This is a genomic window from Marinigracilibium pacificum (genome assembly GCF_012926615.1).
GTDB lineage: Bacteria > Bacteroidota > Bacteroidia > Cytophagales > Cyclobacteriaceae > Mangrovivirga > Mangrovivirga pacifica.
On record NZ_JABBNU010000001.1, the window covers coordinates 77,231 to 98,567 of the forward strand.

General features: G+C 35.3%; 16 protein-coding genes. 6 read left to right on the forward strand and 10 right to left on the reverse strand.

Features of this window, described 5'->3' with window-relative positions; genetic code table 11:
* Window positions 1-159 precede the first annotated feature (159 nt).
* Complete coding sequence (locus HH304_RS00385; RefSeq protein WP_169677465.1) at window positions 160-1,008, forward strand: UDP-2,3-diacylglucosamine diphosphatase; 849 nt, start codon at window positions 160-162, stop codon at window positions 1,006-1,008.
* The gene (locus HH304_RS00390) at window positions 1,005-2,078 is read left to right on the forward strand and encodes a glycosyltransferase family protein (protein WP_169677466.1); all 1,074 of its coding nucleotides are present in this window, start codon (window positions 1,005-1,007) and stop codon (window positions 2,076-2,078) included. The genes HH304_RS00385 and HH304_RS00390 overlap by 4 nt, the downstream gene beginning before the upstream one ends.
* Here HH304_RS00390 and HH304_RS00395 read toward each other — a convergent pair.
* The 3 genes from HH304_RS00395 to HH304_RS00405 form a co-directional block, all read right to left on the reverse strand.
* Window positions 2,075-2,761 (reverse strand): response regulator transcription factor, encoded by a 687-nt coding sequence (locus HH304_RS00395; protein ID WP_271711449.1) that lies wholly within the window; start codon window positions 2,759-2,761, stop codon window positions 2,075-2,077. The genes HH304_RS00390 and HH304_RS00395 overlap by 4 nt on opposite strands.
* A gap of 161 nt (window positions 2,762-2,922) precedes the next feature.
* Window positions 2,923-5,340: a zinc-dependent metalloprotease gene (locus HH304_RS00400; protein ID WP_169677467.1), complete on the reverse strand. Its 2,418-nt coding sequence runs from the start codon at window positions 5,338-5,340 to the stop codon at window positions 2,923-2,925.
* Window positions 5,341-5,412: 72 nt separating this feature from the next.
* Window positions 5,413-5,901, reverse strand: a complete 489-nt coding sequence (locus tag HH304_RS00405; RefSeq protein ID WP_169677468.1) for a DUF6702 family protein — start codon at window positions 5,899-5,901, stop codon at window positions 5,413-5,415.
* 85 nt (window positions 5,902-5,986) lie between these two features.
* Here HH304_RS00405 and HH304_RS00410 point away from each other — a divergent pair, with 85 nt between their 5' ends.
* The 3 genes from HH304_RS00410 to HH304_RS00420 all read left to right on the forward strand — a co-directional run bounded on the left by HH304_RS00410 (window position 5,987) and on the right by HH304_RS00420 (window position 11,114).
* Entirely contained in the window at window positions 5,987-6,559 is a 573-nt protein-coding gene (locus tag HH304_RS00410; RefSeq protein WP_169677469.1) for a HupE/UreJ family protein, read from the forward strand.
* 41 nt (window positions 6,560-6,600) lie between these two features.
* Complete coding sequence (locus HH304_RS00415) at window positions 6,601-8,817, forward strand: M1 family metallopeptidase (protein ID WP_169677470.1); 2,217 nt, start codon at window positions 6,601-6,603, stop codon at window positions 8,815-8,817.
* Between the two features lie 80 nt (window positions 8,818-8,897).
* On the forward strand, window positions 8,898-11,114 hold the full coding sequence (locus HH304_RS00420; RefSeq protein ID WP_169677471.1) for a M1 family metallopeptidase: 2,217 nt from the start codon (window positions 8,898-8,900) through the stop codon (window positions 11,112-11,114).
* A 51-nt stretch (window positions 11,115-11,165) separates the two neighbouring features.
* On the opposite strand, the gene HH304_RS00425 is transcribed toward HH304_RS00420, so the two are convergent.
* From HH304_RS00425 to polA, 7 genes are all read right to left on the reverse strand, one after another.
* The gene (locus HH304_RS00425) at window positions 11,166-11,729 is read right to left on the reverse strand and encodes a hypothetical protein (RefSeq protein WP_169677472.1); all 564 of its coding nucleotides are present in this window, start codon (window positions 11,727-11,729) and stop codon (window positions 11,166-11,168) included.
* 551 nt (window positions 11,730-12,280) lie between these two features.
* Window positions 12,281-12,658, reverse strand: a complete 378-nt coding sequence (locus HH304_RS00430; protein ID WP_169677473.1) for a hypothetical protein — start codon at window positions 12,656-12,658, stop codon at window positions 12,281-12,283.
* Between the two features lie 353 nt (window positions 12,659-13,011).
* On the reverse strand, window positions 13,012-13,398 hold the full coding sequence (locus tag HH304_RS00435) for a hypothetical protein (RefSeq protein ID WP_169677474.1): 387 nt from the start codon (window positions 13,396-13,398) through the stop codon (window positions 13,012-13,014).
* Window positions 13,399-13,410: 12 nt separating this feature from the next.
* A complete protein-coding gene (locus tag HH304_RS00440) occupies window positions 13,411-15,051 on the reverse strand; it encodes a hypothetical protein (RefSeq protein ID WP_169677475.1) in 1,641 nt (546 codons plus the stop codon).
* A gap of 149 nt (window positions 15,052-15,200) precedes the next feature.
* Window positions 15,201-16,268, reverse strand: coding sequence for a twitch domain-containing radical SAM protein (locus HH304_RS00445; protein WP_169677476.1), 1,068 nt, complete (start codon window positions 16,266-16,268; stop codon window positions 15,201-15,203).
* Window positions 16,265-17,227: a threonine ammonia-lyase gene (locus HH304_RS00450; RefSeq protein ID WP_169677477.1), complete on the reverse strand. Its 963-nt coding sequence runs from the start codon at window positions 17,225-17,227 to the stop codon at window positions 16,265-16,267. Before HH304_RS00450 ends, HH304_RS00445 begins: the two co-directional genes overlap by 4 nt.
* Window position 17,228: 1 nt before the next feature.
* Window positions 17,229-20,009 (reverse strand): DNA polymerase I, encoded by a 2,781-nt coding sequence (polA, locus tag HH304_RS00455; RefSeq protein WP_169677478.1) that lies wholly within the window; start codon window positions 20,007-20,009, stop codon window positions 17,229-17,231.
* Between the two features lie 145 nt (window positions 20,010-20,154).
* Here polA and HH304_RS00460 point away from each other — a divergent pair, with 145 nt between their 5' ends.
* Window positions 20,155-21,291, forward strand: coding sequence for a hypothetical protein (locus HH304_RS00460; protein ID WP_169677479.1), 1,137 nt, complete (start codon window positions 20,155-20,157; stop codon window positions 21,289-21,291).
* Window positions 21,292-21,337 lie beyond the last annotated feature (46 nt).

Genomic DNA, 21,337 nt, shown 5'->3' on the forward strand with positions numbered 1-21,337 from the left:
TAATATACCAATTCGAGGAGGGCCGATTTTTCGGCCCTCTTTTTTTATATGCGATTTAACATGAAGTAAACAATTTAAGCCCAAAAAGAAACAAACTGATTATAGTTGCATAATAATGTCCTAATACCTCGCTATTACTTTTGTTAAAACCACATTGTTATGGAATTTAAAAGAAAAATAGAGGTATTAGTCCTTTCCGACATTCATTTAGGAACATTTGGTTGCCATGCTGATGAATTACTAAAATACCTTAAGAGTATTGACCCAGAAACAATTATTCTCAATGGAGATATTATTGACATCTGGAACTTCAAGAAAAAATACTGGCCTAAAAGCCACATGCTGGTTTTAAAAAAATTCCTTTCAATGGTTGCCAAAGGAAAGCAGGTGATCTATATAACCGGCAACCATGATGAAACAATTAGAAAATTTGCAGGCTTTGAAGTACCGGGATTTAAGGTAGTAAATAAATACTCCCTAAGACTAAATGGCTCAGAAACACTTTTTTTCCATGGTGACATTTTTGATGTTGTAATGGAGCAGGCAAAATGGCTTGCAAAACTAGGAGCTGTTGGCTACGACCTGATAATCTGGCTTAATCACATAGTAAACAACTGGCTAAGATTTTTAGGTAAGCAGCCAATTTCAATGAGTAAAAAAATCAAAAATTCAGTTAAAAGTGCTGTTAAATTTATCAATGATTTTGAAAAGGTTTGTGGCGACCTTGCTTCTCAAAACGGCTATGATACTGTGGTATGCGGCCATATACATCAACCAGCAATTAAGAAGGTCAAAACAGATAAAGGAACCATTAACTATCTCAATTCCGGAGATTGGATAGAAAATCTTTCTGCACTTGAATATTCAAAAGGTGAATGGACCCTATATCATTATAATGATGATACAATAGCTCCGGCAATCCCTATCGATGCTGATATTAACTCTGCCTTGAACAACAAAGAGCTCTTTTCCATTCTACAGCAACAGTTTTATAATCATGCCTCATGAAAAAGCCTAAAGTATTATATGCGATTCAAGGAACTGGCAACGGACATATTGCCAGAGCAAGAGACCTTGTTCCCAAATTTGCACAGTTTCTGGATCTCGATGTTTTAATTAGTGGCAATCACTGCGAGGTAAAATTAAATCACCCCGTAAAATACCAAATGCAGGGTTTCGGATTTTACTTTGGAAAAAACGGAGGTATCGACTGGCGAAAAACGATCAGGAAAAACAACATTAGAAAGTTTATTTCCGAAATCCTTAAGTTTGACATAAATCAATATGATTATATTATAAATGACTTTGAGCCTGTCTCGGCATGGGCTGGCAAACTAAGCGGTGTGCCGGTAATCAACTTGTCACACCAGGCTGCAGTTATTGCTAACGAATCGCCTAAACCAAAATATAAAGACTATACCGGACTTGCAATCTTAAAATACTATGCACCATCTCAGGTTTCTTTCGGATTTCATTTTAAGGAATATAATGAAACAATTCAAACTCCAATTATCAGGGAAGAAATCAGGAAAATAAAACCATCAAGCAAGAATCATTTTACCGTTTACCTACCCGCCATCGGGGATAGAAAAATTATCAAAATATTAAACAGGGTAAATACAAAAGCAAGTTGGGAAGTGTTTTCAAAACATACCACTGAAGCCTATGAAGTAAATTCAATAAGAATCTTCCCTATAAATAATGAAAAGTTCATCGAGTCTCTCGCTAGTTGTAGAGGTATAATATGTGGTGCTGGGTTTGAGTCTGTTGCTGAAGCTTGTTTTCTGGGCAAAAAAATTCTGGCTATTCCAATGAAAGGCCAATACGAACAAGCTCTTAATGCTGCAGCAATCAAGGATATTGGTCACAAAACACTAAAATCCTTTAGAAGAAAATATATTTCAGAAATAAATAAGTGGGTTATTTCTAAAACACCTGCAGCAATTAATTACCCGGATAACTCATATAAAGTAGTTAATCAGGTGATTTGGTATGCACAAAATAATATTATTGACAAAAATGAGGCTGTTCTTAGCGGGAGGTACTCTTTCGAACAACCAGTTATCAATGCTGGTTAATAATTAAACTTATAACCAACACCTTTTACAGTTTTGATAATTTCGTCACCCAGCTTCTCTCTTATTTTCCTGATGTGAACATCAACTGTTCTTTCAGCGACAAAAACATCTGCACCCCATACATGATGCAGTAATATTTCCCGACTAAAAATATTCTGACTGTTACTAGCAAGAAAATATAATAAATCAAATTCCTTTTTAGCTAGCTGTATAAACTCTTCGCCTAACTTTACTGTGTAGCTTGCTTTATCTATTGTGAAATCCTTGTTTTCTATTTTGGTTCTATCATCAGATTCCTTGTTATCTCTGCGAAATAAATTTTCGACTTTTTTTAACAATGCTCTTGGCTTGATTGGCTTTATGATATAATCATCACCTCCCACATCAAAGGCTGCTATTTCTGAATATTCCTCACTTCTGGCTGTTAAAAAAAACACGAATGTATCCTTAAACTTAGGCATGTTTCTTAACTGCCTACAAGTTTCAACCCCATCAATCTCTGGCATCATAATATCAAGAATTATAAGGTCGGGACCAAAAACTTTGGCCTTACTCAAAGCATCTTTTCCATTATAAGCTTCCTCTACCTGGTATCCGGCACTATTAAAATTATAAGCTAACAATTCAACCACATCCGGTTCGTCATCAACAATCAAGATTTTTTTATCTGAAATAGCAGGCATGTGTTCTGGTTTAAAAATTTACTGCTAATTTCCTATTTGAATATTATCTTAATGTTAATAGCTGTTTAAAATTGCTTTAAGGATAAACATGCTTTGTTAACTAAACCTGCAGAATTTAAAATACAATAAAAAAAGACTCTTGAAAAGAGTCTTTTAAACAATTAATAACACATTAATCCTGAACCAATTGGACTCCCATCTGGCATCTTCGTAGGACTAATCTCTATTTCTGGTTTTTCTCCATTCAGATACCTGTCTATTGTCAATTTGAGAAATTTATCCTCAGACACTTTAGATTTCCCTAATCTGTTAGATATAGCACTTAAAAATGAAATACAATCTGATTTAACTGTTACTGAGCTACTTGAATTTTCTGCCAGCATTATCACATTTCTAATTAACTGATGTCTAACTGAATAAATTATCTGATCACCCAGAGAATTTTCATTTAACTCTTTAATCAAATTATCATAAGCTATATTCATTAACTCAACTGCAGAAAACAGCTCATCATTCATACTACTTTGGATTGCGAGCCTGTTCATTCTTTGAGCATTTAATAATGCCCCGTAGGTATATGACGATGCAGACTCTGCTATGCTTACCGGATCAAGTACCGGATCGGTCTTTCCTATTAATGATTCTCTACCTTTATAATCTCCATATGATTTTGGAGGAATTACTTTTAATATCTCCTCATTAAGCTGCAGGTTTTCCAAGGTCACGGTTTGTAAAATTGCGCCTAATGCTTCCCTTTGTAATTCAGGTGCAACAAGAGAATTAACTACGTTTCCTTCTCCTTTAATACTATACCTATAGTCTACACCTCCAATTATTTTTACAGCAGCTTCAAGTTGATACCTATGAAAAAAGTATAATGGTGCTAAAATTTCTTCCAGATCTGAATATGGTCGGCCATCTGCCAGATTATTTACTCCAAAATCGGATAATGCCTTTTTCCTTATGTTGAGCACTCTGATTAACTCTTTATCAGCCCTGGTTCCATTATCCCACAAATGGGTACTTGGATGTGCTCCATACATCGGTCTGGCATCCTGATCTGAAAGAAAGTATATTCCTTTTGAAGCAGCAGAAGTGATTATAGATGTTCTTTCACTTTCTGAATGATCTCCATATCCAAAATTAATTGCTACCTTATCCCATTCTCCAACTCCAACATCATAGGCGGAGTCAAACTTTAAGTTTCCTTTACTATCTTGATAAATATACGGATGTGGGTAATCCATAACTGATTCACGCCCATAGGCGCTGGAGGCATAATTATGTGCTAACCCCAGAGTATGACCAACTTCATGTGCTGATAATTGCCTTATTCTTGCCAATGCAAGGGCCATGTGTGGTGCTGTATTTGGATTTAGTCCATATGCCGGAACTAATGCCTGGGCAATCAAAAAATCCTGTCTTACTCGTAACGACCCCAATGTAACCATTCCTTTAATTATCTCACCTGTCCTCGGGTCAGGAATAGTCATGCCGTAAGACCAACCTCTTGTTGACCTGTGTACCCACTGGATTACATTATAGCGGCAATCTAAAGGATGGATTGAATCAGGAAGTATTTCTACTTGAAAAGCATCAATATATCCAGCACTCTCAAATGCCTGATTCCACCACCTGGCACCATCAAGCAATGCTGAGCGTACCGGCTCGGGAGTACCCGCATCAAGATAATAAACTATAGGTTCTACAGCTTCAGACTTTTCCTTTTCCGGGTTTTTCTTTTCAAGACGATGACGAGTGATAAACCTTTCTTTCACCGGCTGATCGATAGGAGTGGCGTAATTATACCGGGTCAAATCAAAATACCCACTTCCCGGATGAAACTTCACAGGTTTGTAATTGCCATCCGGCAATGCTACAAAACTATTTCTTACCTGTACTGTAACAGCATCAGGTGAGGGTGTTACACTTCTTATCTCATATTTCTTCGGCTCCCCTCTAAAGGTAAGCATGGTTTCAAATTCTGTGTTTTGAGGGAAATTAAAACAGTTTTCAGAGATGATGACAGAAGATTGTTTATCCAGGGCATAAACTCCCTGCCCCTGATTTTTGAGCGTTTTTGAGATACCATGTGAATCGCGGGTAAGAAAATCTGTTATATCAATCCAATCACCACCGATACTGCTAAATTTCTTTTTTTCTAATGTAAAAGATGCCAAAACAGACTTTGCAAATGCCTCCTCAACAGCTTTTTCTTCCAGGATATTATCAGTATCAGCTATATAACTTGAATTAGGTTCAATTAATAAAACCTTATTGCCATATTTACTAAACTTTACCATTCGTGAGTTTCCCAGCTGACCACGATCGAGACCAATATCATTTGATCCAACACCCGCTGCGAGAGAATTTATATATAAGAAAAGACTATCATAATGATCAATCTTCAGATAGACTTTTTGATTCTCAGAATCTATATGATAATTTAAAAAACCATCAACTATTACCAGACTGTCGCTGAAATCACTTTGTGAAGTTGAAGAATTGGTATGAGTAGTTGAGCAACCGGCAAAAATAACCGGAATTAAAAGTAGAACTAGTCGGAATTGTTTTACCATGTGCTTTTGATTTCGATTTGAACCATCAAAATACAAAAACACACATTATTAATATAATCCTAAACAGACATTTTATCTTTCAAAGACTACAAATGGCTTGTCGGCATGAAGTCGTTCACTTGTTACCTTACCATTATAGTTGAAATGAACAATGTTTGACTGGTCATCATACTTTTCAAAAATCAATGTGTTGCTAACATAGAGCTTTGAAACAAGTTCAACATTATTTACTTCAATAAAAACCATCAACGCATCCTGATCTATTTGAGACCCAAGATAACTTAATGAAGTATTCTCATCATCAACTTTAAGCTTGAAATTTTTCAAAAAATAAGGTTTAAGTATCTTATCAAGCTCACCATTCTTTGACAAAACAATAACATCTAAAGTTTGTCCTGTAAGATCATTTAAAGCTAACTCAAGGTCATCCAAAAATACCCTTGAAGTAATTTGTAAAGATTTTTCATCCTTATTGTGAACAATATCAGTCACACTTACGTGAAATGGATGTAGGCTTGAAAAAATTGAAATAATTACCGTTAATAATATTTTTGACGTCATATTAGATCGTTTATATATGTAAAGTTACTATAGTTTATTAATATTGAACTTTTAAGGAGTCACAAAAAATATACCTGTTTTATTTATGGATAACTTTTTGCTCTATTTTGAGCTGGGCCTCAGGCATATATTAGACATTCACGGATATGATCATATTTTGTTTGTGATCGCTCTCGGAATAATATTTGTGTTTAGAGATTGGAGAAGGGTTTTAGTGTTGATTACAGCTTTTACAATAGGGCATAGCATTACATTGGCCTTATCAGCATTTAATGTAGTTGACTATGATCACCAAAAAATTGAAAAGCTTATTGTATTGACTATTCTCATCACCGCAGTAGCTAACTTATTCAGAAAAAAATATTCTGATAGCAAGAAGCTTATAAGCATGAATTCTGTTCTTGCTTTGTTTTTTGGATTAATTCATGGATTAGGTTTTAGCACCTATTTTAAAACAATATTAGGAAGAGAAAAGTCTATTATTGGACCATTATTTGCATTTAATATTGGCTTGGAAGTGGGTCAAATAATAGTTGTTTTTGTTGTGTTACTGGCTACATCTTTATTTGTAGATCTTGCCGGTGTAAAAAGAAGAGATTGGGTTTTAATAATCTCTTCAGCCATTGCAGGAATAGCCGTAACATTTTTATTACCGTAGTAATTAATATATACAAGTAAATAAACTATAAACAATACATTATGAAGAAAGTATTTCTATTATTTTCTTTGGTTTTTCTTTATGGCATCTCATTTGGCCAGGGGAAATACGAAGGAAAATTTGAGCAAATGGGAACAATGCTGCCTTCGCCAAATGTATACAGAACGGCTTCGGGTGCTCCCGGACCTGAGTATTGGCAGCAGCGCGCTGATTATGACATCGATGTTACATTAGATGACAATAAGCAGACCATTACTGGAAAAGAAACAATTACCTATTACAACAATTCACCAAACCCATTAAGCTATCTATGGGTTCAGCTTGACCAAAATGTAAGATCTCCGGAATCAAATACTCCGAAAGTATCTACAGGAGGGATGAGAGACTCATTATTTTCTAAATGGGTTCCTGGAATTGCAGCAGATGAATTTGAAGGTGGCTTCAAAATTAAATCTGTAACCGATTCAAAAGGTAAAGCTCTTAGCTACTTCATCAATAAAACAATGATGAGAGTTGAGTTACCTGCAGTAATGAATAATGGCGATACATTCATCTTTGACATTGAGTGGTCGTATAACATTAATGACCGTATGACTGGTGGTGGTCGTTCAGGCCTTGAGTACTTCCCTAAAGATGATAACTACCTTTATACTATTGCACAGTTCTACCCTAGAATGGCTGTTTATAGTGACTTCCAGGGATGGCAAAACAAACAATTTCTAGGAAGTGGTGAGTTTGCTCTTCCATTTGGTAACTATGAAGTATCAATCACAGTTCCTTCAGATCACATTGTAGCTTCAACTGGTACTCTTCAAAATCCTGAAGACGCTCTAACTAAAGAGCAAGCTAAAAGATTCGAGAAAGCTAAAAAATCATTTGATGAGCCTGTTTTCATCGTAACTGAAGAAGAAGCTATCGCAAATGAAAAAGAAAAAGCTAATGACACAAAAACATGGACATTCAAAGCTGAAAACGTTCGTGACTTTGCATTTGCTTCATCAAGAAAATTCATGTGGGATGCGCAAGCAGTTAAATTACCAAACGGAACGACTCCTTTAGCAATGTCTTTCTACCCTAAAGAAGGTAATCCTCTTTGGGAGCAAGAGTCTACTAAAGCTGTAAAAGCAACTTTAGAAACTTACTCTAAATACACTATTGACTACCCATATCCGGTTGCAATTTCAGTTCATGCTGCTTCAATAGGTATGGAATATCCTATGATCTGTTTCAACTTCGGTCGTCCGGATGAAGAGGGTAACTATTCTGAATCAACAAAATACAGAATGATCGGTGTAATCATTCATGAGGTTGGTCACAACTTCTTCCCAATGATCATTAACTCTGACGAGCGTCAGTGGACTTGGATGGACGAAGGATTAAACACTTTCGTACAATACAGAACTGAAGTTGAACAGTATGACAACTTCCCTTCAAGAAGAGGTCCGGCAGCTAACATTGTAAGATATATGAAAGGTGATAAGCAATTTATCAGACCTATCATGACAAACTCTGAGCAAATTCTTCAGTTTGGAAACAATGCTTATGCTAAACCAGCGACTGCTTTAAATGTGCTTCGTGAAACAGTAATGGGGCCAGAGCTTTTTGATTATGCATTTAAAGAATATGCTAGAAGATGGGCATTCAAACACCCAACTCCAGCAGACTTATTCAGAACAATGGAAGACGCTTCTGCAGTTGACCTTGACTGGTTCTGGAAAGGATGGTTCTTCTCAACTGACCATACTGACATTTCAGTAGACAATGTAAAATGGTACAAGTACACTGAAGATAAAGCAGTTCTTGAAAATCAAGTAAGTGCTAATTCAAGCGAGGAAGCAGGAACCGCAACAGATGGAGCTAATGCATTTGAAAGTGATCCTCTGTACTTCACTGTTACAGAAACTCCAGACAGATATTATGGAGAATTCATGAATAGAGTTGATGACAGCGAAATCGTTTCTAAAGCGAAAGATAAAAACTTCTACGAAGTAACTTTCTCAAATGTAGGTGGACTTGTTATGCCTATTATCGTTGAGTTTACTTACGCTGATGGCACAACAGAAATCGAGAAGATCCCAGCTGAGATCTGGAGAAGAAATGAGAATGTAGCTGTTAAAACTTTTGTAAAAGAAAAAGAAGTAACAAGAATCACGGTTGACCCGAATCTTGAGACAGCAGATACAGAGCTTGAAAACAACGTTTACCCAAGAAAAGATGTTAAGTCTGCCTTCGATAAATTTAAAGAAGGAACCAATTAAATAATGATATTAACGTTTATATAAAAGAGGCCGGAAATTCCGGCCTTTTTTTTACATTTGTGTAAACTGAAACTTATAATATGAAAAGACTGCACATACTAGCGCTTACTTTTCTTTCGATATTTATAGCATCTGCACAAGGAAAGTACGAAGGGAAGTTTGAACAACTTGGAACTATGCTGCCTTCTCCTAATGTATACCGAACTGCTTCGGGAGCACCAGGACCGGATTACTGGCAGCAAAAAGCTGATTATAACATTAAAGTTTCCATTAACGACCAGACACAGGTATTGACTGGTGAGGAAACTATTACTTATTATAATAATTCTCCAAACCCATTGATCTACCTATGGGTACAATTAGACCAAAACATCAGAACTCCTGAAAGTGTAGCTTCTAAAACTGAAAAACAAAGAATGGGGTCACAAATTCCTTCTAAAATGCTAAAGGCTTCAACAGAGTTTAGTGGATATGAAGGAGGTTATAAGATTACAAAAGTTACCGATCAAAATGGTAATGGCCTTAATCATACAATCAATGGTACAATGATGAGAATTGATCTTCCTACAGTATTATCTACAGGAGATACATTTACTTTCAACATTGACTGGTCTTATAACATCTATGACAGAATGTATGTTGATGGCCGTGGTGGTTATGAGTTTTTCCCTGAAGATGGAAACTATGCTTATACTATTGCTCAGTGGTATCCTCGTGTAGCTGTATATAGTGATTTCGAAGGATGGCAAAACAAACAATTCCTTGGAAGAGGTGAGTTTGCCCTAACATTTGGTGACTTCAATGTAGAAATTACTGTTCCTGAAGACCATATCGTAGCTGCAACCGGTGAGTTACAAAATGCTAAAGATGTTTTATCTAAAACACATTTAAAAAGATTTGAAAAGGCTAAAAAGTCATTTGACAAGCCAGTTATTATTGTAACTCAAGAAGAAGCTATAGAAAACGAAAAGGAAAAAGCAACAAAGAGTAAGACCTGGGTTTTCAAGGCTGATAATGTAAGAGACTTTGCCTTTGCTTCTTCAAGAAAATACATCTGGGACGCGCAAGCGGTACAAGTAGGAGATAAAACTCCTCTAGCAATGTCTTTCTACCCTAAAGAAGGTAATCCACTTTGGGAAGAAGAATCTACTAAAGCGGTAAAAAATACATTGATCACATATTCCAAGCACACAATAGACTATCCTTATCCGGTAGCTATCTCTGTTCATGCTGCAAATCAAGGTATGGAATATCCGATGATCTGTTTCAACTATGGTCGTCCTTCTGAAGACGGTACTTATTCACAAAGAACTAAAGAAGGAATGGTTGGTGTGATTGTTCACGAGGTTGGACACAACTTCTTCCCAATGATCATTAACTCTGATGAGCGTCAGTGGACATGGATGGACGAAGGTCTTAACTCTTTTATGGAACATGTTACTCTTAAAGAACATTATTCAGATTTTGACTTAACATGGGGTACTCCTGAAGGCGTGATTAACTACATGAAAGGTAGCAAAGAATTTATCAGACCTATCATGACTCAATCTGATAATATCCTTCAATTTGGTTATAACGCTTATGGCAAACCATCTGCAGGACTTGTAATGCTTCGTGAAACAATCATGGGAGAAGAGTTATTTGACTATGCGTTCAAAGAATATGCAAAAAGATGGGCTTTCAAACACCCAACTCCTGCAGATTTCTTCAGAACGATGGAAGATGCATCTGCTGTTGACCTTGACTGGTTCTGGAAAGGCTGGTTCTACTCAATCGATCACGTAGATATTTCAATTGATAATGTAAAGTGGTATAAGTATACTGAGGACAAAAAAGTTCTTGAAAACCAGGTAGACGTGCAGGCTTCTGCTGAACCAGGAGGGGAGAATAAAAATAACTCATTTGAAAATGGTCCGTCTTTCTTTACTATTACTGAAACTCCTGACCAGTATTATGGAGAATTCAAAAACCGTGTTGATGACAGTGAAGTAGTAGCGAAGGCTAAAGACAAAAATTTCTATGAGGTGACTTTCTCAAACAAAGGTGGTCTGGTAATGCCTTTAATTCTTGAGTGGCATTATACTGATGGCACAACTGAGAAAGAAGTTATTCCTGCAGAGATCTGGAGACGTAATGAAAACGAAGTGTCTAAGGTATTTGTAAAAGAAAAAGAAGTAGCAAAACTAGTATTTGATCCGGAAGGAGAGCTTGCTGATGTTGAGCCTACTAACAATACATTCCCAAGTGCAGATCTTGAATCAGCATTTGATAAGTTTAAAAAAGAGAATGAGAACTAATTAAGATTAGTTTAAAAAAATAGAAAGCCATGGCAAGTTGTCATGGCTTTTTTAATGCGCTTTAAGTGCCAAAATACTCACTTCCAAATCCTCTCCTAAATTGTATGTGTTATGATAAATTGCAAAAGTTCGGTTGCCAACTGAAACAAGGTAGTTTGTTGAGTATTGCACCTGATTATCATAATCTACCTCATATTTAATTTTCACAAGTTGAGAATTACCTTCATAATGCTTTCTTTCAAGCAGATTATAGCTTGTTGCCATGCTATTTACATTTTCTCTGAATTGTTGATTTAACAAGCCCAGATAGATTCCCGCTACCCGGCTATTAAGATCTATGTATTCATTCCATGGAAAAAAGACAATTGTGTTTCTATGGTCATTAGAGTCAACAAATACTACCGGAGAATTTTCAGTACCCTTAAATTGTTTTAAAAATGCCTGCATTCTAAAGTCAAGCTCTTCGTTCAAGCCAGATTTATATGCTGCATAATATTCAGGAATCTGAAATTTAACTTTTGCAGATTTTACCTCAATTGTTTTCCCCGTTTTTTCTGTCGGATTACAACAAATCAGAAAGCAAAAAAACACTAGGAAGGTATATTTACAGGTCATTCTCTATTATAATGAAATTATATCAACATTCAACAATAATAGTTCTACCTATGTCTTTATAAAAGTTAAATTTTATAAATGTTCCTAATGTAATCTCATGGAGAATTTAATATCAAAAGAACTTTAAAAGAATTGACATTGTCGCAATAATAGCAGAAAAACTTAACCAAACAGTTACTAAATTCCTCTTAGATATATCCTTTTTATAAAACATCACTGTAAGAGTTAAAACAGAAAATATTGAAACTAATCCTGATATAAAAAAAGGATAAGACAAAAAATACCCATAATATCTTCCAGCTATAAAAGAGAACATGAAAACTAAAACTCCCAATAAATAGGCCCAAAATATTAATACTTCTAAACTCATTTGCATCCTATTTCTGATCTATCAGGATTTATTACTATCTTCTAATTTTCATCTCCTGTTCTTGCAAATTCATTGATTATAAATGGTTTTGACAAAAAGCATAAATAGTTTATCAAGTTAACATAGGGCTTAAAAGTCCTTTTGTTAAGAATTTAAAGAAATACAATAGATTTATATTTATTCAACTATCTAATTTTTTCTGAATAAATTTTGATGAAAAAACCAATATCGGGATGGTTATTATTATTAATACAACACTTCTCCACATAAAATTTCTTATAAATGTACCTTCAATAATAAAAGGAAAGTACATCCCAAAAAGTGCTATTAACATCAAAATTGAGGCAATTAGCCATTTATCAATTTTGGTAATATTTATAATAATGACATATATAAAGGCTATTAAAAAATAAACCCAAAATAAAAATAAAAACATTAAAAACGGATTCATCCATACAACTCCATCAGGATTCATTATATGAACAAAAACAATACCTGCTAAGTAATGAAACACAAATACAATTAGACTAGTAAAAAAGGCTATTTTTAAATTTTTCATCTGTTGTCAAGTTAATCACATCCTAATTCTGAAATAGAAATATCCCTCCGCTGTTTGGAGTGTTCCGCAGGACAACTTCAAACTTTTGTATGAAATGCAGAGTCTGTGACTCGGACATGCTTAGACTAACAAACATCATTTAACTCTGGCTCACTATTATAGAGAAACAAACTTTTTTAATTGACCGGGATACAATCCCTGATTTTCTTTTTTAAAGCCTAAAGTTAAGCTGTCGCTAAACTCCTAATAACAGAGGATAAAATAAAAATCAAGTAAGCTGTCTATATTAAAAAAATATACCTGGATTAAATATGTGTTTTCTTAATCCAGGTTTATCAAATATTAATAATTATTCAGGTTTTTTTAATAAATATTTTCGCTACCAGGAAATCGAAAAAGACTAATAATACAATTTGAGTTATAAGAAAGAATGGTACCCTCCAATCTAAATCTTTAAAATAATCATCATCTAAAATCAGAGGGGTTATTATTATTAAATATATGACAAATACCCCAATAGATGCTGTAATCCATTTATTCCAATTAAATTTCTTCATCAAAATCAAATGAATATAAACTGCAGCAAAATAAAACAAATAAGTGAGTACAAATAAAGCAAGAGGGTTAAGTAATGGAATATATCCCTGTGGCTGAATTATATCAAATACAATAAGAGTCGTCCCTATAGTAATGATAGCTAGAGACCACAATAAACTGGTATATACCGCACGCTTCAACATTTTTATAATTATTTAATTTTTACACTTTAATTCTGAAATCGATTTCTCACCATTTAAAAAAGATTCTAAATCGGTACTGTCAATTCTTTTAATGATGGAATCAATTATCTCAGATTTTCCTTCATTTTCTGGATCATTAATCCAACTTACAAGGTTCTCCTGCAGGGAACTCCATAATTCTTCGCCTCCATCAAAAGCAGAATACTCCATAATATCTCCAATCATATCGTCTGTCCATTCTGCTATCCTATCTACTCCACTAGTATAAAATGTATATGTACCATCCGGATTAGTTATCAAACCAAATTCTCTATTCCCACTAACTGGATGACTATAATCTTGCTTTGTATATATTGTTGAGAAAACCCAAGTTTGATTTTGTTGATCTGTACAAAGAACTGAACCGTCTTGTTGTCCAATTTGAATACCGAAATAAGGTTCTCGTAACTTAATATCAAATCTCATCACAGTACCCAAATAATCTGAGCCTTCCCACTTCGTCATTTCCACATCATTATATGCTCCAAAATTCGAGTTATTACTAAAACAAATATCTGCAAAATTCGTTCGGATATACTCAAAAAACTCCTTACCAGTAAAGCTATCTCCTGTTGCTGGGTTATTAGGAAGCTTATCAATATGTACTGGAAAATAATCCATATTTACCACTGCACCATCTGCATCTTCAAGATATTGCATTTCAATATCATAACCTTCTTTATTTAGTTTTTCAACTCTTTCAAGTACTTTTGAATTGGGTTTATGATCAGCTAATCCAAGCCACTTTACTTTTAATTCATCACAATCAATATCTAACAACAAATATGGATCCTCAGCTAAAGCATCTTTTAATGCATCTAACCTTCTTTGCTTTTCCATATCAGCACAGTAACTCTCACTAAACCCTTCGAGACATAAATCAAGAGATCCATCGATAGGAATTCTGTCTTTGTCTAAAGGATCACTACTAGTTTTTGGAACACCACCTCCTAGAGGATCACCTAACTCTTCAACTTCATCACCTCCACCACCAGGGCTATTATCTGGAGGACATATATCAAATTCCTGAACAGTAATCTCAGTAACAGAACAGTTGTCTCCAACACAGGCTTCTGTCCATTCAATTAGTATCCATGGTTCGCATACTAATCTACTTACAGAATTATTTTGATTTGAAATTAATTCTCCTTTAGTATATGTTGAACTTATAAGAAGCTCGCCATCTAGTGAATTCACTTCCACAGATCCTGTGAAATCACTTAAATCACCACTATAATTTTTTGTCGCCCATTCAACATCCGGCTTTAAACTAAAAAGATATGCTCTTTCTCCAGTTTCCCTGCTTTTAATTATTAAATAATCTAATTTTTGATCATCAAATTTTCTAATCGGAATTGTATACGTTAATAGGCTATTATCAGAATTTGCAACTAAATGAACATCACTCCAATCTAAATAGCTTAACCACCAGTATCCTGATTGATTTCGCTGTAGTTCATATTTATTCTCAATTGAAGATTTAATCCTATCTAAATTTGCATCCGTTTGATAACTAACTTGTGATCTGCCAAAATCTGGTTTTGTAATAATTGTTTCATTCTGACTACATGCAAGCAATAGTAGACAAAATGAAAAAAAAAATACTCTTTTCATTGTGTTAATTGTAATTGGTTGATAAATTTTTAATCCTAATTATTGAAAGATATGCAATATTAGAAAAGATTGATTCGATTAAAAAGCTTCAGATATAATATTTAATATATCATTTATAAATAAATGCTGATCAACCTCAACAATACGTTTTATTTATTCATATAGCTAATAACACTTAACACTGATTCGGAAAAAATTAGATTACTTTTTATATCGGCATATCTAATTAATAATTCTTTACAGGTTTGCTTTTCTGCTTGCTTCATGTTTTGAATATTATACTCAAAAGGCCGCTGTAAAATATTGATATACCAGCCTACATCTTTACCTCCTATATCAATCCACCAATTATATATTTCGGGAATATGATCAACATTTAATGTTGAAATTGTAGGTGTGAGCTTAACCTCTATATTAGGCTCATCAATCAACCTTTTGATGTTTCTTTCCAACACTCTAAATACCTGTCCTGTTCTGATTTCTTCTCCATGTTTTCCGATGCCGTCAACACTGACCATCACTTCAACATCTTTAAAGTTCTTCCAGATTTCAAGAATGTCTCTTTGCTTAAATTTAAGCGTTGACAAATTTGTGTTGTATCGAAGTTTAGGTTGGGCACCCCCTTCAATTAGCATATCAAGTAATTGATAGTGCTCTTCCATTAGTAAAGGCTCTCCTCCGGCAAAATAAAACTCATCGGCCTGTGCTAGAATTGTCTTATTCTGCTCAAAGAATTTATCTACATTTTCAATGTTTTTAATTATTGCCTGGTCGGCAGCAGTATTTCCCCTTTCTTTTGCCTCCTCAAACCACTTTGAGCTTGCCCCATGCCAGCAGGTCCGGCACTTAAAATTACATACATTCGAAAACCTAAGGTCCCAGTAAACAGGCTTTTGTTTCAAAAAGCCTTCAGATGTATCCAAAGTACGGTCCAGATACCTATTAAACTTTCGGTTGTTTTCTATTCTGAGACTCTCTGCTCCACCTTCTTCTAGTTTATAACAACCACTACAGGCTTTGACTTTTTTGCCCGAAAGCATCTTCGATCTCAATTCCTTGAATTTATCTCCATTCCAGATTTCATCAAGTGAATTTTTATTAATATTTCCCAGTGGTTTAGAAGCAATACAACAAGGTTGAACTCTTCCATGCAGACCTACATGGAAATGGATCCAAGGCAAAATACAAAAGGCCTTATTTAGTTCTGGCTCGTTCATTTAAGATCGGAAAAATAATCTCTTTCAAGATCCACATTCCCACCTGTTAGAATTATACCTACCTTCTTATTTTTAAATACTTCAGGATTTTTAATAATCGCAGCCAGCGGAACTGCGCAAGATGGTTCAATAATAATTTTCATGCGCTCCCACACTAATTTCATAGCACGAAGTATTTCTTCATCCTTGACGACTAATATATCTTCAACGCCATCTTTTATAACTTCCCAGGTTATTTTTCCAACAGTAGTCATCAAGCCATCAGCAACTGTAGATGGCACATGACTTTTGACTCTTATACCTGTCTTTAAAGATCGATAAGCATCATCTGCACCTTCAGGTTCTCCCGCATAAACCTTTATCCCTGATGAAAAAAGTTGCGCCGATAAAATTGTTCCTGCCAAAAGTCCTCCACCACCAACAGGCGCAATTAAAGCATCCAGACCCGGTACTTCTTCAATTAGTTCCATAGCGCATGTTGCCTGGCCAATAATTACGTTTTCATGATCAAATGGAGGTATGAAGTAGGCTCCTATTTCATCGACTACTCTGGCAAGATTAGTTTCTCTAGCCTCCAAAGTAGGTTCACATAATATCACTTCTGCTCCATAACCCTTAACCGCAGCAACTTTAACACTGGGAGCATTCTTGGGCATAACCACATAAGCTTTCGTGCCAAGTATTTGTGCGGCATAAGCTACTGCCTGCGCATGATTACCACTAGAATGTGTTGCAAACCCTTTACTTCTTTCTTCCTCAGAGAGAGATAGCGCTGTATTTATACCTCCTCTGGCCTTAAATGCACCAATCTTTTGAAAATTTTCGCATTTGAAATATAATTCAGACCCTGTAAGTTCATTAATATACTTACTGGTTAGCACAGGGGTATTATGTATGTAGGGTCCGATTGCTTCCGCAGCAGATAATATATCTTCTTTGGTGGTTGATCTTATATTCATATTAGTGTGCCTCAAGCCAGTTTTGTCCGGTACCTGTTTCAACTTCCATTGGTACTGCCAGATCAGCAGCGCCCATCATTCTTTTTGGTATTTCTGATTTAATGAGATCTAGCTCATCTTTATGAACATCAAAAACAAGTTCGTCATGTACCTGAAGGATCATCCTGGATTTAAGGTTATTCTCCTTCATCCAGTGATGAATATCAATCATAGCGACCTTTATAATATCAGCCGCACTACCCTGGATTGGCGCATTGATAGCATTTCTCTCTGCAAAGCCCCTGTTAGTAGCATTTCTTGAATTGATATCACGTAAATACCTGCGACGACCTTTTATAGTCTCAACATATTCATTATCCCTTGCCTTTTGAATTACATCATCCATATATTTTTTTACTGAAGGAAACTCTTCAAAATATGTATCAATCAATTCTGCGGCTTCTTTACGAGGAATATTTAATCTTTGTGATAGGCCAAATGCAGAGATACCATAGATAATTCCAAAGTTTGCGGTTTTTGCCTTTCTTCGCATATCACTATCAACTTCGGCAATATCAACCTTAAAAATCTTGGCAGCGGTAGCCGAGTGAATATCAACCCCATTTTTAAATGCCTCAATCATATGTTCGTCACCACTAAATGACGCCATAATTCTTAATTCTATCTGTGAATAGTCTGCTGCAAGTAAAGTAAAATCTTCATTTCGTGGAACAAAAGCCTTTCTGATCGCTCGACCCTTTTCTGTTCTAATAGGAATATTCTGTAGGTTTGGATTGGTACTACTTAACCTTCCTGTTGCAGCCACTGCCTGATTATATGATGTGTGAATTCGTCCATCAATTTCACTAATCAGTTCAGGTAGTGCATCAATATATGTAGATTTCAGCTTTTGAATTTCCCTGAAATCAAGAATCTTTTGTGCAATTTCATGCTCATTAGCTAGTCGTGAAAGAATTTCTTCACCTGTGGCATATTGACCGGTTTTTGTCTTTTTCGGGCTCTTATCAATCTTTAACTTATCAAAAAGTATCTCTCCCAATTGTTTAGGCGATGCGATATTAAATTCTTCACCTGCTATTTCAAATATTTCCTTCTGAATCTCTTCAAGGTCTTTTTCCATTTCTTTTGAAGAAACTGCCAACTCATCCTTATCAACCCTTATCCCTTCAAATTCCATAGCGGCCAAGACTTCAACCAAAGGAGATTCTAATTCAGTAAGAAGACTTTCCATATTTAGGTTTTTAATCTCCTTATCAAGCTTGCCTTTAAGCCTTAAGGTAATATCAGCATCTTCCGCAGCATATACTCCGACCTTTTCAATTTCTACATCACGCATATTCCCTTGATTCTTTCCTTTCTTACCAATTAAGGTTTCAATACTCACTGGGGAATAATTCAGATAGTTTTCAGCAAGAACATCCATGTTATGTCTTTGCTCTGGCTCAATCAGGTAGTGAGCAAGCATTGTATCATAATACGGCCCTGAAACCTCGACTCCATATTTTTTAAGAACAAGAATATCAAACTTTAAATTTTGACCTATTTTGGTAATCTTATCATTCTCAAAAACACCTTTAAATCGATTAACGATTTCTTTAGCTTTCTCAAATTCTTCAGGAACAGGGATATAATAAGCCTCTCCTTCCTTGTATGAAAAAGAAAGTCCTACCAATGAGGCTTCAAATGCATTAACTGAATTTGTCTCAGTATCGTAACAAACCTCCTTTTGCTTTTCTAAATACTTAATTAACCGGTCGATTTCTTTATCTTCAGTTAATGTATAGTACTCGTGCTCTACAGTCTCGATGGTTTTCATAGCTTCCGGAGCAGCTTCTGAAACCTCCTCTTCAGCAACCTGAGCAAACATCTGTAACTGACCTTGGGAGTCTGCTTCTTTTGGCTGCTCTCCAAAAACTCTTTTTAACAAAGTACGAAATTCAAGCTCTTCGAAAATTTCTTTTATTTGCTTTTCATCCGGACCTGAATACTCCAGCGCTTTTGCGTCAAAATCAATTTCACAATCAATCTTAATTGTTGCGAGCTCCTTAGAAAGAATTCCCTGCTGACCAAACTCAATTACCCTTTCTTTCTGTTTTCCTTTTAATTCATCTGCATGGGCAACCAGATTTTCTACCGTACCATACTCTTTTAATAATTTCGAAGCAGTCTTAGGTCCAATTCCAGGAATTCCGGGAATATTATCAACACTATCTCCTTGCAACCCAAGCATATCACGTACCTGGTCAACATCTTCAATATCCCATTTCTGTTTTACCTCTTCAACTCCCAAAATATCGACCCCATTACCCATAAAGGCCGGTTTATATAAGAATATATTTTCTTCTACTAGCTGAGAATAATCCTTATCAGGAGTCATCATATAAACTGTAAAACCTTCTTTGGCTGCCTTTTTACTCAGAGTTCCAATAACATCATCGGCTTCCATCCGTGGAACTTCAAGGATGGGAATTCCAAAACCTTCAATTATTTTTTTAACCCAAGGCACACCGGCTTTAATATCCTCCGGAGTTTCCTCCCTGTTTGCCTTATATTCTTGATACATATCCACTCTAAATGTCGGCCCTGGAGGGTCAAAAGCAACACCAATATGCGAAGGTTTTTGCTTCTTAATGATTTCTAGAAGAGTATTGGTAAAACCAAGCATAACGCCCGTATTTACGCCCTTTGAGTTGATTCTTGGATTCTTGCTAAATGCAAAATGAGCCCTGAAAATCAATGCATATGCGTCAAGAAGAAATAATGTTTTGTTATTATCAGCCATGGGTAATTTTTTGAAATGAAGTTTTTCTTGTCAAAGTACTATTTTAAGACAAATTGATTAAATATGAACGTGTCAAACGTTTATATTGCAGCAATATTGTAAAATTGGCATAATCATTGAACTTGTTCACATAAAAAAGACAATAATGAAGCGAATTCTATTTTTTGGTATAATTGCTATGACTATAATACAGTCGTGCAGTAGCGGGAAAAAACAGTTTGAGCAGGGAAACTACGAACAAGCTGTATTTTTAGCAGTTAACCGACTACGTGATAAACCTGATAACAAAAAAGCAGCTGCAACTTTACAAGAAGCATATCCGCTAGCGGTTAATCTTCACCTGAGAAAAATCAATCAATACAAAGCAAGTACTGATAGATTTAAGTATGATAAAATATCACAATCTTTCAAGACTCTTAACAATATGAACAGAGAGATTGAAAGATGTCCAGCATGTCTGAATTTGGTAGATTCTCGTGGGTTTATGAATGAATATAACGAAGCTTCAAAGCTTGCCGCGGAAGAAAGATATCAGGCTGGTGTAGAATTTTTAGCCAATGGTGACCGTAATAGTGCAAAAGAAGCTATGGGTCATTTTAGAAGAGCTAATGAGTTAGTTCCAAATTATAAAGATGTTAATGATAAAATGGAAGAAGCTCATTGGGCCGCAACATTAAAAGTACTTGTTGAACAAATCCCGGTTCATTCACAGGCTTTTGGATTAAGCAATGAGTTTTTCCAAAATCAAATCAATGACTTCCTGGCTCACCAGAGAACAAATGAGTTTGTAAGGTTTTTTACTATTGATGAAGCTAAAAAACTAAATATTGAGCAATTTGATCACTATATAAAAATGCAGTTTGATGATTTTCAGGTAGGAAACACCCTAATCCGAGAAAATGTAGAGACTATTACAAAAGATAGTGTTAAGATTGGTGAGGTAGAAGTAGAAGGTGTTAAAAAACCTGTTTATGGAACGGTAAAAGCAAAACTAATGGTGACAACTAAAAGTGTTTTATCACAAGGATTGCTTGATGTTCAAATCTGGGATGCTAGATCAAACAGAATCTTGAGACAGGAAAAACTTCCTGGTCAATTCGAATGGGTATCACAATGGGGTAACTTTAATGGTGATGAGAGAGCGCTAACAAAAGAGCAAATCCAAATCACTAAAAACAGAGAAGTTCCACCTCCACCTCCGCAAGATTTGTTTATAGAGTTTTGCAGACCTATTTATTCACAAGTTACAAATATGGTGTCAGGATATTACAGAGGCATTTAGAATACATAAAGAATATTAAAAAGGGTACTTCAGTTGAGGTACCCTT